General features: G+C 66.3%; 10 protein-coding genes and 1 riboswitch. Of the genes, 2 read left to right on the forward strand and 8 right to left on the reverse strand.

Going from position 1 to position 12,925, the window contains the following annotated elements; all coding sequences use genetic code 11:
• The first annotated feature begins 113 nt into the window (after positions 1-113).
• Positions 114-2,105: an ATP-binding protein gene (locus Sj15T_RS10270; RefSeq protein ID WP_013040934.1), complete on the forward strand. Its 1,992-nt coding sequence runs from the start codon at positions 114-116 to the stop codon at positions 2,103-2,105.
• On the opposite strand, the gene Sj15T_RS10275 is transcribed toward Sj15T_RS10270, so the two are convergent.
• On the reverse strand, positions 2,062-2,943 hold the full coding sequence (locus Sj15T_RS10275) for a hypothetical protein (protein ID WP_013040935.1): 882 nt from the start codon (positions 2,941-2,943) through the stop codon (positions 2,062-2,064). The genes Sj15T_RS10270 and Sj15T_RS10275 overlap by 44 nt on opposite strands.
• Positions 2,944-3,198: 255 nt before the next feature.
• On the opposite strand from Sj15T_RS10275, the gene Sj15T_RS10280 reads away from it, so the two are divergent.
• The gene (locus tag Sj15T_RS10280) at positions 3,199-3,972 is read left to right on the forward strand and encodes a hypothetical protein (RefSeq protein ID WP_013040936.1); all 774 of its coding nucleotides are present in this window, start codon (positions 3,199-3,201) and stop codon (positions 3,970-3,972) included.
• Between the two features lie 31 nt (positions 3,973-4,003).
• On the opposite strand, the gene Sj15T_RS10285 is transcribed toward Sj15T_RS10280, so the two are convergent.
• The 7 genes from Sj15T_RS10285 to Sj15T_RS10315 all read right to left on the reverse strand — a co-directional run bounded on the left by Sj15T_RS10285 (position 4,004) and on the right by Sj15T_RS10315 (position 12,855).
• Positions 4,004-4,651, reverse strand: coding sequence for a DUF938 domain-containing protein (locus Sj15T_RS10285; protein WP_013040937.1), 648 nt, complete (start codon positions 4,649-4,651; stop codon positions 4,004-4,006).
• Complete coding sequence (gcvPB, locus tag Sj15T_RS10290) at positions 4,648-6,219, reverse strand: aminomethyl-transferring glycine dehydrogenase subunit GcvPB (protein WP_041386037.1); 1,572 nt, start codon at positions 6,217-6,219, stop codon at positions 4,648-4,650. Before gcvPB ends, Sj15T_RS10285 begins: the two co-directional genes overlap by 4 nt.
• 154 nt (positions 6,220-6,373) lie before the next feature.
• On the reverse strand, positions 6,374-7,732 hold the full coding sequence (gcvPA, locus tag Sj15T_RS10295; RefSeq protein ID WP_013040939.1) for an aminomethyl-transferring glycine dehydrogenase subunit GcvPA: 1,359 nt from the start codon (positions 7,730-7,732) through the stop codon (positions 6,374-6,376).
• Positions 7,733-7,856: 124 nt separating this feature from the next.
• Positions 7,857-8,228, reverse strand: coding sequence for a glycine cleavage system protein GcvH (gene gcvH, locus Sj15T_RS10300; protein WP_013040940.1), 372 nt, complete (start codon positions 8,226-8,228; stop codon positions 7,857-7,859).
• Between the two features lie 61 nt (positions 8,229-8,289).
• Positions 8,290-9,441 (reverse strand): glycine cleavage system aminomethyltransferase GcvT, encoded by a 1,152-nt coding sequence (gene gcvT / locus Sj15T_RS10305; protein ID WP_021223548.1) that lies wholly within the window; start codon positions 9,439-9,441, stop codon positions 8,290-8,292.
• 178 nt (positions 9,442-9,619) lie between these two features.
• Positions 9,620-9,719, reverse strand: a riboswitch (glycine riboswitch).
• Between the two features lie 131 nt (positions 9,720-9,850).
• Positions 9,851-11,008, reverse strand: coding sequence for a deoxyguanosinetriphosphate triphosphohydrolase (locus Sj15T_RS10310; RefSeq protein ID WP_041386552.1), 1,158 nt, complete (start codon positions 11,006-11,008; stop codon positions 9,851-9,853).
• A gap of 68 nt (positions 11,009-11,076) precedes the next feature.
• Complete coding sequence (locus Sj15T_RS10315) at positions 11,077-12,855, reverse strand: tetratricopeptide repeat protein (RefSeq protein WP_041386039.1); 1,779 nt, start codon at positions 12,853-12,855, stop codon at positions 11,077-11,079.
• Between the last annotated feature and the right edge of the window lie 70 nt (positions 12,856-12,925).

Genomic DNA, 12,925 nt, shown 5'->3' on the forward strand with positions numbered 1-12,925 from the left:
CCTGTCGACACCGCGACCGGACGGGCATTTAACGCGATGGAATCTGCCGCAAAAGCGGAACCTTTCACCTGCGGCATTTCTCCGTTAATATTGTTCATCTAGTGTAACTGTCGATGGCGGACGGGTTTTTCATGGATGAACATGCGACAGGGTGGCGGGCGTTCGTGGCGCGCTTCCTGCCGCTGGTGCTCGTCATCCTGCTGGTGGGTTCTCTTGGCACGCTGCTCTACAGCGCCAGCCACGCGGCCCGCGACCATGAGCGTGCACTGAAGGAACAGCGCCGCAGTTTCGAGGTGATCGCCCTCGCCCGCGCTTTCGAGGCGAAGACGGCGCGGGCCGAAGTGACTCTGGCCCGCTATGTCATCAGCCTGGACCCCGATACCGGCCGCCTGTTCCAGGACCAGTGGCGCACCGCCGCAAGCCAGCTCAAGACGCTGAACTACACCACCCGCCATTCCGACTGGCAGCGCGGCAATGTGATGGCGTTGCAGGCGGCGTTCGAACAGCGCGGCAAGACGCTGAGCGAGATCGGCCTGCGCACCACCTACGACCAGAAGATGGCGGCGCTCGCCCAATTCCACCAAGCTGGCAAGTCCCGCGACCTGATGCGCATCACGGCGCTGCTGGACCGGGTCATCCAGGCGGAAAACGCCCGGTTGCAGGAACGCAGCCAGGCCGTGTCGCTGGCGGGGGACCGCAATGCATGGTTCGGCAAGACGTCCCAGCTTTTCGGGCTGGTGCTGCTGGTCTGCGTGCTGTTCGCGCTCTGGTTCGCCAATGCCGCCTATAGCGAGCGGCGCAATGCCCGCAGACAGGCGGACGACGAGGCGGAGCGCGCCGACCGGCTGGAGGAGGCCGTCGCCACCCGCACCGCCGAATTGTCGGACGCCTATGAACGGCTCAAGAAGGAGACCGCCGAACGCGCCGCCGCCGAGGAAAATCTGCGCCAGATGCAGAAGATGGACGCCGTGGGCCAGCTGACCGGCGGCATCGCGCACGACTTCAACAACATGCTGGCGGTGGTGGTCGGCGGGCTGGAACTCGCCAAGCGCAAGCTGCGCCTGAAACCGCAGGAGGCGAACCGCCATCTCGACAATGCGATGGAGGGCGCAAACCGCGCCGCCGCGCTGACCCGCCGCCTGCTGGCCTTCGCCCGGTCGGAACCGCTGCTGCCCAGCGCGGTGGATCCCGATGCGCTGGTGGCCGGGCTGTCCGACCTGATCGACCGATCGATCGGGGACCAGATCACCATGGCCTTCGAAAATGAGGCGAAGGGTTGGCGGATCTTCGTCGACCAGCATCAGATGGAAAATGCGATATTGAACCTGTGCGTCAACGCCCGCGATGCGATGGACGGACGGGGTCGCCTGATCATCCGGACCGGGCAGGTCCAACTCGCCCACCATGAGGTCGGCGAATGCGCCGGCGGGGAATATGTAACGCTCAGCGTCAGCGACGACGGCTGCGGCATGACGCCCGAAATCCTCTCCCGCGTGTTCGAACCCTTCTTCACCACCAAGCCGGTGGGCAAGGGGACGGGCCTCGGCCTCAGCCAGATTTTCGGCTTCGTGCACCAGAGCGAGGGCGAAATCCGCATCGATTCCGAACCCGGCAGGGGCACCAGCGTCCACCTCTATCTGCCCCGCCATATCGGCGCGGAAGGCGAGGACGCGATGGATGCGCCCGCGCTGGACCGGGAACCCGTGCTTCATCCCCCGACCCGCATCCTGGTGGTGGAGGACGACCCGCGCGTCCTCAACCAGACGATGGCGGCGCTGGCCGAACTGGGCCACCTGCCCGTCGCCTGCGACCATCCGTCCAAGGCGGTGAAGCTGCTCGCCAGCCATCGCGACATCGGCCTGATCGTCAGCGACGTGCTGATGCCCGACATGACGGGGCCGGAAATGGTCCGCACCCTGCCCGCCGTCTACGCGCACCTGCCGGTGCTGTTCGTCACCGGCTATGCCGGCGACACGGCCGAAAGTGCGGATTTCGGCGGGCATGAAGTGCTGCGCAAGCCCTATACGCTGACCGTCCTGGCACAGGCGCTGTCGAATGCGCTCAGCGGATCGCACCACCCCGGAACAGCCGCGGCAGCAGAGTGAGCGCGCCGATCAGCGGCCAGCGGCGCTGCCATGGCTTGATCTGTATCGCGGTGCCCGCATGGCGGTTGATCTTCCACGCCAGATAATCGATGCCGCCGGCATAGGTGAAGCTGGCCTTGGCAAGGCGGACGACGGACAGCCATTTGCCGCGCCTTTGCAGCACCCGCCAGAGGGCAGCCGCCTGATCCGGCTCCGGCGATGGCGGCAGGCCCTGGGCCAGCGCGGCGTTCCCGAAGCGGCGATAGCGGTCGGGATCGGCATCGACGATGGAAAGCGACCGGCCCTTCCGCTCGGCCCGCAATTCCGCGCCATAGGTCAGGGTGAAGCCGGTCCCCCAGAGCGACAGCGCGTCCTGCTCCTGCGCCATCGGGCGGGCGAGCGAGAGCAGGGTTGGGGCGGCGCCAGCTACGGCGGCGATGGCGCGTTGGCGGGCCAGATCGTCCGCCGCCCAGAGCAGCCGCGCAGGCTGGGCAAAGCGCGCCCAGACCGACACATTGTCGGCGGCGGGGCTGTTGAGACGGGCAAAGTCGGCCTCCGACAGCACGGCATATTTAGCGATCAGGCCATTATGCTCGAAGGGAAAGACATTGGGCGGGATCAGCCGGTTGGCGGTGGCGAGCCAGCGCTTTCCATAAGCTGCCCGATAGTCGGACACGATCAGGTAGAAATCCAGCATCAGGCCATCGAGATTCTTCTCCCGCAGGCAGGAGCCGTAAAAGAGCACCGCTCGCGAAGCGTCAGGATATTGCGCCGCCAGCGCGCCCGCCATGGCCGCAGCGCGCGGATCGGCGGGCGCGGCCAGTTCGGCGGTGACGAGGGAGAGGAGAGTGTGAGGCATTCATTCCGTTCGGCGCACGCCGTGCCCCCGCGAAGGCGGGAGCGCAGTTCCGGCGTTCGATCTGGCGTCCTGCCTTCGCAGGAGCGGGGGTGACTTTCAAGCCCGCCGTCCGAATATCGGGGACGGTTCATTCGCGGGACGGCGGGGCGAACGCCATTGCATCCAAATCCGACCGAAACCCGATCCCCGCGCCAAGCGTTTCGCTTGCGCAATGTCTTGATCTATGCCCTTATTCTTCCATCAAGGGAGTGATCTATGACCGACAGCCAGGATGCCGAAATGCGAACCCACGACCGCCGGAACGCTTTGGCGGCGATGGCCGCCATTGCCGCTGGCGTCGGTTTCGCGTCGGAAGCGTCCTCGCAGATCATCAAACGCACGGATTTGGGAGGGATCGATCCTTTCGACCCCACCAATTTCGTGCCTATCGAGCCGATTCAGGTTCCCAAGGTCAAGATATTCGACGGAACGACCGAGGCGGAAGTCTATTGGGCATCGCTGGCAGAAAAGAAAAGACGCGCCCTGATGTCGAATCAGGATGCGAAGGTCACTGTCGAAAAGGTGAATGACGGCGGTGGCCTGACATTCCTGACGGGCGCGCTGACCGGCGAAAAGGGCCGCTATCGCGTCACTGTCGACTATATGCGGTTCATGCAGGACAGCATCATGATGGACGGGAAAACGGCCGGCCGCGCAAAAGTAGGCGTGGGACTTCGCGTGATCGCGAACATCAACACGAAGAAAGCCGGACTGAATCTGAACGGCCTGTTCCCGATTGGCTTCAACGCTTCGACCGATGCGCTTTCGGGAGATTTGGAGGTCAAGACCATCGGATTGAATTCGGATCAAATCTCCAAACTGATCACGACTCCATCGGAATTGAACCAGACGTCGATCACCAAGGCGCTTGAGGCGATGGGAGCCGTTCGCGTCCTCGTTGATGCCGAAACCACGGAAAGCGTCCCTCATATATTGGCGGTCAGCCGGAATGTGCGGAATACGCCCGATCTGATCAAATTCCTCGGTTGAACCTCGCCGATTCAGTTCCCGGCCGTTTCGATCAGGACCGGCGCGAACGGTAAATCAGGATGAGATTGTTGGCCGGCATTTCCATCCGCCGGACTTGCGCAAGGCCGAATGCCTCGCCGACCCTATCGAGATCGGCGACATCGCGAAGCCCCCATTCGGGGTTACGCGCCTTCAGCGAGCGATCGAACGCCCTATTGGTCGGAGCCGTTTCGACGTCGGCTTCAAGGAAGGGGCCATAGATTATCAGCGGAGCGCCGGCGGGCAGCAGTTTAGCGCGTCCTTTGAACAGCCCGGCGGTGGCCGCCCACTCGCTGATGTGAACCATGTTGATGCACAGGACTGCGTCAGCCGCTTCCACCGGCCAGTCGGCGGCTGCATCCAGCCGGATCGGTGGACGCACATTGGCAAGGCCCGCTTCCTCCCGCCATGCCTCTATGGAGGCGAGCGCCGCCGGATCGGGATCGCTCGGCTGCCAGTCGAGCGCGGGCAAGGCTGCGGCAAAATGGACTGCATGCTCGCCGCTGCCGCTCGCCACCTCCAGCACGAGGCCGGAGGAAGGCAGTTCCTCGCGAAGGACAGCCAATATGGCGTCGCGGTTGCGCGCCGTCGCAGGCGCGTGGCGCTTGCCCGCAGCGGCGGGGCCGGAACCGGGTTCCCACGGTTCCGGCCCGTCCGTCATTCGGCGGCTTCCGCCAGTTCCGGCTCCGTCCAGGTCAGGACCGGCTTACGGGCGGCCAGCGTCTCGTCCAGGCGGCGCCGGGGCGCGAAATAGGGCGCGCCCTTCAGCGCCTCGTCGCCCGCCTTGGCGCGTTCCGCCAGGCTGCGCAGCGCCAAGATGAACTGGTCGAGCGCGGCCTTGCTTTCCGTCTCGGTCGGTTCGACCAGCATCGCGCCGTGGACGACCAGCGGGAAATACATGGTCATCGGGTGGAAGCCCTCGTCGATCAGCCCCTTGGCGATGTCGAGCGTGGTGAAGCCTTCGGCCAGCCCCTTGTCGCTGAACAGCGCCTCATGCATGCAGGGGCCGCTGCCGCCGAAGGGGGCGTCCAGCACGTCATCCAGGCTGCGCAGGATATAGTTGGCGTTCAGCACCGCGTCGCTCGCCACCTGCCGCAGGCCGTCCGCGCCGTGGCTGAGGATATAGGTCAAGGCGCGTGTGAACATGCCCATCTGGCCATGGAAGGCGACCATGCGGCCGAAAGTCTGGCCATGATGGTCTTCCGCCGTCTCTTCCTCGACGAGCACGAACTTGTCGCCCTGCTTTTCCACGAAGGGCAGCGGCGCGAAGGGCGCAAGCGCCTTTGACAGCACCACCGGGCCGGAGCCGGGACCGCCGCCGCCATGGGGCGTGGAGAAGGTCTTGTGCAGGTTGATGTGCATCGCGTCGACGCCCAGGTCGCCGGGGCGAACCCGGCCGACAATGGCGTTGAAGTTCGCACCGTCGCAATAGACGAAGGCCCCGGCGGCGTGCACCGCGTCGGAGATCGTCTTCATGTCCCGCTCGAACAGACCGCAGGTGTTGGGGTTGGTGATCATCACCGCCGCGACATCGGGGCCGAGGCGGGCCTTGAGCGCCTCCAGATCGACGCGGCCGTCCGGGGTCGCCGGAATATCCTCGACCTTGTAGCCGCAGAAGGCGGCGGTGGCGGGGTTGGTGCCGTGCGCGCTTTCGGGGACCAGGATGACGCTGCGCGCGTCGCCCCGGGCTTCCAAGGCGGAGCGGATCGCCAGCAGGCCGCAAAGCTCGCCATGCGCGCCCGCCTTGGGGCTCATCGCGACGGAGTGCATGCCGGTCAGCGTCACCAGCCAGGCGGCCAGTTCATGGATCACCGCCAGCGCGCCCTGCACCGTCGATTGCGGCGCAAGCGGGTGGAGATCGGCGAAACCGGGCATCCGCGCCACCTTCTCGTTCAGGCGCGGATTATGCTTCATCGTGCAGGAGCCGAGGGGGAACAGGCCAAGGTCGATAGCATAGTTCTGGCGGCTGAGGCGGGTGTAATGGCGCACCGTCTCCTGCTCCGACAGGCCGGGCAGGCCGATGCCGTCGGTGCGGGCAAGGTTGCCCAGGCGGCTGGCGACCTTGGGCGCTTCGGCGAAATCGACGCCGGTGGTCTCGGTCGAGCCGATCTCGAAGATCAGCGCCTCCTCCAGCATCAGCGCGCGGTTGCCCGTGGCGGTCGCGGGGACCGTATCGGTATCGTTCAGGGCTTGCGGCGCGGTGGGGCGGCCTTCCTTCAGCATGGTCATGCCGCAATCTCCTTGATCCAGATGCCGTTTGCTTCGAGCGAAGTCGAGAAGCGGCAAGCGCACTCATATCGTTTCTCGACCTTGGCCCGTCCTGAGCGCCTGCCTTGGCAGGCAGTCGAAGGGCTCGAAACGAACGGAGGTTGGTCGGTATCTGTCATGCCAGTTCCTCCTCAAGCGCCTTGGCAAAGGCTTCGACATCCTCCGCGGTCACGGTTTCGGTGACGGCGACGACCAGCCCGTTGCCGATCTCCGGCGCATCCGGAAACAGGCGGCCGAGCGAGACGCCGCCCAGAACCCCCTTGTCCGCGAGGTTGCGGACGACTTCGCGGGCATCCTTCGACAGGATCAGGGTGAATTCGTTGAAGAAGCCGTCGTTGAGCAGCGTGACGCCCGGCACCTGCGCCAGACGGTCGGCCGCCTGACAGGCAAGCCCATGGTTGAGCGTGGCGAGTTCACGCAGCCCCTTTTCCCCCAACAGCGTCATATGGATGCTGAACGCCAGCGCGCAGAGGCCGGAATTGGTACAGATATTCGACGTCGCCTTTTCGCGGCGGATATGCTGCTCACGGGTCGAAAGCGTCAGCACGAAGCCGCGCTTGCCCGCCGCGTCCACCGTCTCGCCGCAGAGGCGGCCCGGCATCTGGCGGACATATTTCTGCTTGCACGCGAACAGGCCCAGATAAGGCCCGCCAAATTGCAGGCCGACGCCGATGGACTGGCCCTCGCCCACGACGATGTCCGCGCCCATATGACCCGGCGCCTTGATCGCTCCCAGCCCCACAGGCTCCGTGACGACCGCGACCAGCAGCGCGCCCGCCGCGTGGGCGGCTTCGGCCAGCGGCGTCAGGTCAGCGATGCGGCCGAGAATGTCGGGATATTGGACGACGACGCAGCTTGTATCCTTGTCGATCCCGGCGACCAGCGCGTCGATGTCGGTGGCGGCGTCCAGCGTCGGCGCCTGATGCACCAGCGCGTCGCCGGTGAACTTCGCCATGGTGTTGGCGACCGAGACATAATGGGGATGCAGGCCGGATGACAGGATCGCCTTGCCGCGCTTGGTGATGCGGCGGGCCATGCCGATCGCTTCCCAGCAGGCGGTCGACCCGTCATACATGGAGGCGTTGGCAACGTCGCAGCCCAGCAGGCGCGCCACCTGGGTCTGGAATTCGAACAGCACCTGGAGCGTGCCTTGCGCGATTTCCGGCTGATAGGGCGTGTAGGCGGTCAGGAACTCGCCGCGCTGGATCAGATGATCGACGCTGGCGGGAACATGATGGCGATAGGCGCCCGCGCCCAGGAAGAAGGGCGCTTCCCCTGCCGACAGATTCTTCCGCGCAAGGGCCGCCATATGCCGCTCGACCGCCAGTTCGCTGGCATGATCGGGCAGGCCCGCGATCTTGCCGGGAAGCCGGGCTTCGGCGGGAACGTCCACGAACAGGTCGTCGACCGACGATGCGCCGATGACGGTCAGCATGTCCTGCCGGTCAGTGTCGGTAAGGGGTAGGTAGCGCATTTTACATATCTCCTCTCCCCTCCCCTTCAGGGGAGGGGCCGGGGGTGGGGGCTATCCACAGGCGCGGCGCTCAGGGCGATCCCCCACCCCAACCCCTCCCCTGAAGGGGAGGGGCTATTTGTCCTCAAAGGCTCGCCACGAACTTCTTGTAGGCGGCTTCGTTCATCAGGCCTTCCAGTTCGCTCGCATCAGTGACGCGCAGCTTGAAGAACCAGCCATCCTCTTCGGCATCGCTGTTCACCAGCGCGGGTTCGTCCTCCAGCGCGCTGTTGGTTTCGACCACTTCGCCCGAAATAGGCGCATAGACGTCCGACGCGGCCTTGACCGACTCCACCACGGCGGCGTCGTCGCCCTTTTCGAAGGTCGTCCCCTCGGCGGGCAGTTCGACGAACACGATGTCGCCCAACTGCTCCTGCGCATAGTCGGTGATGCCGACGGTAGCGATTTCGCCCTCGACATCGATCCATTCATGTTCGTCGGTGAAATAACGGCTCATAATTTACTTCCCTCCGAGTGATTTGCTTGAAAATCACGACCAATCAGAAACCAGAAAGGACTCAGGCTTTGCGGCGATAACGGTGCGGAACGAACGGCATCTGCGCAACCTCCGCCGCGATGCGCTTGCCGCGCACCTCGATCTCCAGCGCGGCGCCGATCGCGCTGTGCGGCAGGCTGACCCAGCCCATGGCGATTGGCGCGCCCACGGTCGGCGCGAAGCCGCCGGACGTGACCTCGCCCACCCGCGCGCCGCCGGCAAAGATAGGCGCGCCCTCGCGCGCGGGCAGGCGACCCTGGATCCTCAGGCCCACGCGCTTCGAACCCGGCCCGTCCGCCAATTCCTTCATCACCCGCGCATGGCCGATGAAGCCGCCTTCTTCGCGCCTGCGCTTCTGGATGGCGAAGCCCAGATCGGCGCCGATGGTGCTGACGGCAGGCGTCAGGTCATGGCCGTAGAGCGGCAATCCCGCCTCCAGGCGCAGCGAATCGCGTGCGCCAAGTCCGATCGGCTTCACCTGCGGCAACGCGCAGAGCGCATCGGCGAGCAGAGCGGCATCGGCGGCGGGAACGCTGATCTCGAAGCCGTCCTCGCCGGTATAGCCCGACCGGCTGATCCACAGCGGAACGCCGCGCCAGGTGAAGAGACCGGATTGCATGAAGATCAGATCGGCGGTTTCGGGGATCAGCGTGGCCAGCGCCTCCCCCGCCTCCGGACCCTGCAAGGCGAGCAGGGCCTGCTCGTCCATGTGGTTCATCACCACTTCGTCGGGCAAATGCTCGATCATCCAGCCCATGTCGTCATATTTGGTCGCGCCGTTGACCACCATATAGATGTCCGCGCCGCCGAAAGCGCCGTCCCCCAGGCGGGAGACCATCAGGTCGTCCAATATGCCGCCTTCTTCGTCGAGCAGCATGGAATAACGCTGGCGAAAGGGCTTCAGCCCCTTGATGTCGCTCGGCAACAGGATTTCCAGCGCGTCGTCCACGCCCTCGCCGGAGAAGCCGAGCTGGCCCATATGGCTGACGTCGAACAGCCCGGCATGTTCGCGAGTCCAGACATGTTCGGCCATGATGCCTTCATATTGGATCGGCATGTGATAGCCCGCAAAGCCGACCATGCGCGCGCCCCTGGCGCGGTGCCAGCCATCCAGCGGCAGGTCCTGCAACGGCAATTCTTCTTCGATATGGGCGATGTCGTCATTGCCGGACATGAGGGGCGGCCTTTCCATGCGAGGGTCATTGGCGACAGACGCGCCCGTCCGGAGTCGGACTCATCGCGTTTGCCACCCCCTCTGTCACGGAACCTGAGAGCTTTGACCACCGGCCAGGCGACCGGATGGCTTACCCCTTCGGTGGGACGGAATGAACCGTCCGCTTTCCAGAGTGCCTGCCCATGATGCGGTCCATTGGCCTGAGAGATTCCGGGGCGGTTGCTCCTTCGGCGACGGGCTGGCCTGAAAGGCCTCCCATGCTCTCCCGCATCAAGTCCGATAGCCGAATCCACGGCACCGGCGACAGTTCCGCATTGCGTGAAACGCGCCGCGCCGTCAATCGCTCAATCGGCGCGTTCCTCTTTTGCCGGCCGTTCGGCCCTATGCCCCCGGCCTGCCGCCGTCCGCCTCAGGCCAATGCCGCTTCGCCGAAAATCTCGGCATGACGCTTTTCGGCGTAGCGGTCGGTCATGCCGGCGATGAAGTCCGCTATATGGCGGCTGCGCCGGGGTTCGAAAGTCGCGCAATCGTCGCGCCACTCCTGCGGCATCAGCGTCGGGTCCGCCTGATAGGCGCGGAACAGGTCGGTCACGATCACGCGCGCCCGGTCGGCCGCCGCCAGTTGCGAAGGGTGGTGGTAGAGCGTCGCATACATGAAGCGCTTGAGGTCGCGCTCCTGCGCGGCGAGTTCGGGCGAAAAGCCGACCAGCGCGCGCCCGGCCCGGCGGACGTCGTCGACGCTCTCCACGCCCGCCGCCGCGATATTGGCGCGGGTGGCGGCGATCAGGTCGTTCGCCATCACGCCGATCTGCTCCCGCACCAGTTCGCGCAGCAGGCGATCCTGCGCCACATCGGGATAGCGCGCGCGAACCCGGTCCCAGCAGCCCTTCACCAGCGGCACGCTCAAAAGCTGGTCCAGCGTCAGCAGGCCGGCGCGCAGCCCGTCATCGATGTCGTGATTGTCATAGGCGATGTCGTCCGCAATCGCCGCCAACTGCGCCTCCAGCGACGCATGGCTGGCAAGGTCGAGCGGGAACAGCCCGTCCACCTCCCGCATCGCCCAGCCGGGGTTGATTACCGGGCCATTATGCTTGGCCAGCCCCTCCAGCATGTCCCAGCTCAGATTGAGGCCCCGGAACAGCGGATAGGGACTTTCCAGCAGCATCAGCGTGCGCAGCGTATGGGCATTATGGTCGAAGCCGCCATGCGCGTCGAGCGCCGCCTCCAGCGCGTCCTCCCCCGCATGGCCGAAGGGCGGATGGCCGATGTCATGCGCCAGGCACAGCGCTTCGGTCAGGTCTTCGTTGAGGCCCAGCGTCCGCGCCGTCGTGCGGCCGATCTGCGCCACCTCCAGGCTGTGGGTCAGGCGGACGCGGAAATGATCGCCGTCGGGCGACACGAACACCTGCGTCTTGTGGCGCAGGCGGCGGAAGGCGATGCTGTGGATGATGCGGTCGCGGTCCCGCTGGAACATGTCGCGTGGCCCCCGCACCTCCCCGCCGGGTTCGGCGTGGAGGCGGCCCCGGCTGCGGCCGGGATGCGAGGCATAGGGTGCAAGCAGCGTCATGCCGCGCCCTTTAAAGTCCTTTTCGGCCATTGCCGAGTCGTTCGATGTGCCCGCCGTGGTAAATCGCCTTATTCGGCCGGGAGCCGCTCGACCACTTCCCCGGCATCGCTTTTCCAGGCGAACACGTCCGCGCCCGCCGCCTTCAGCTTGTCCTCCAGCGTCCTGGCCCGCGTGAAGCTGCTGAACGGCCCGACAAGCAGGCGATTGGTGCGGCCCCAGCTCGCCACCCAGGCGTCCTGCGGTTCGAGCGACGCATATTTCTTGCGCAAGCCCTTCATGGTGAAGGCCAGCGCGCCCTTGTTCGCACCCGTACCCACCTGGAGCCAGCTGCGCGAGGGATTGGCGGCAAGGCGCGCCTTTTCCTCGGCCGCCTTCTTCTTTTCCTCGGCCAGTTGCTTGGCCTTGGCGTCCGCTTCGGCCTTCGCCTTGGCGGCGGCGGCCTTCTTCGCCTTGTCCGCGGCGGCGGCCGCCGCCGCGTCCCGCTCGGCGCGGCGGGCGGCCTGGATCTGGGCGATCTCCGACAGGTCGACCGCGACGACGCTCGACTGGCGCTCGGATTCGGGCACATCGATGGCGTGGATGATGTCCGCCAGCGAACGGGTGACGGCCGGGTCGATCTGCTGCTGCGGCGGGGGCGCCGGGGCCGGCGTCGCGGCGGCCGGCGGGGCGGGGGGCGCCGTCTCGCCCTGCGGCGAGGTGGATGTGCGCGGCGCCGACGCCTGGGCGAGCGTGATCGCGTTGAGCTGGCTGGGCGGCGGACTGGCGGGTGCCGGGCTTTGCGCCGGGACGGATTCGAAGCCGGGCGCTGGCGGACCCTGCACATTGGAGGCGGCGGGAGCGGCAGCCCGCGGCGGCGCCTGCATCTGTGGAGCGGAGGCGGCGGGAACGGGCTGGCTTGGCGCCGGCGCGCTACGGGGCGGCGCTTCGGCCTGCGCGAGCCTCGTGGCGGTTTCGGTGCGGCGCGAACGACGATCCTGCTGCGCGGACCGGGTCGGCGGCGTCTGGGCGGCAGGTTGGCCGGCCGGGGACGCGGCAGGGGTGGCGGAGGCGAAAGCGGGCGGGGTCGGCGTGATCGCGGCCATGGTCGAGCCGACATTGGCCGGGAAATGCCCGAAATGCACCGCCGCCGCCTTCTGCGCGGCGGTCAGATAAGGCATTTTCTGCATATAGGGCAGGATCGCCGCGGCAAGCTGCGACGGCATGGTCTGCTCCGCGATCTTCCTGGCGTCCGCCTGTCGGTTGTTCATCGCCAGGATGAACGCGCGGTAGCGCCAGGCGGCCCGGTCGCTCTTGTAGAGCAGCGGTTTCAGCACCCGCTCCGCCGCGTCCACCTGGCCGGAAATGCCCAGCGAGGCGGCATAGCGATGGGTGAGTTCGACATCGTCCGGCGTCCGCTGGAGCGCCGCCTGATAGTCGCGCTGCGCCCCCGCCTGATCGCCGGTCATGTCCCTTGCAAGCCCCCGGTCGGACAGCAGGGTCGCTTCGGGAAAGCCCAGCCGCGTCGCCTGGTCGAACAGGCGCAGCGCTTCGGCGGGGTTCTGGTTCTTCAGCATGACGCGGCCAAGGCCCGCCTTCACCTTGCCGTTGTTCGGCGCCAGCGTATCGGCCCGGGCGAAGAAACCCGCCGCCGCGCGCGCATCGTCCATGTCCAGCGCCGCCTCGCCCGCGCCGATCAGCGCCGTCACGTCGCGCGGATTAGACGCCAGGCGCGCCAGATGATTGTTGAGGTTTTCCGCGCTGGAGGGACGCATCGCCTGCACCTGGGCGGGCTGCGCCAGAGCCGGTTGCGCCAACGCGGTGCCCGCTAGAAGCAGTCCGCGGAGAATCCAAATGTCATAACGTCTCACAGACAGCCCTTTAGCGGATGGAGGCGGGACAAGGGAATATGTCGAAAGAAAAAGCGCGCCCGGTTGCCCA

The sequence above is a fragment of the Sphingobium sp. TA15 genome (genome assembly GCF_037101235.1).
GTDB classification, from domain to species: domain Bacteria; phylum Pseudomonadota; class Alphaproteobacteria; order Sphingomonadales; family Sphingomonadaceae; genus Sphingobium; species Sphingobium indicum.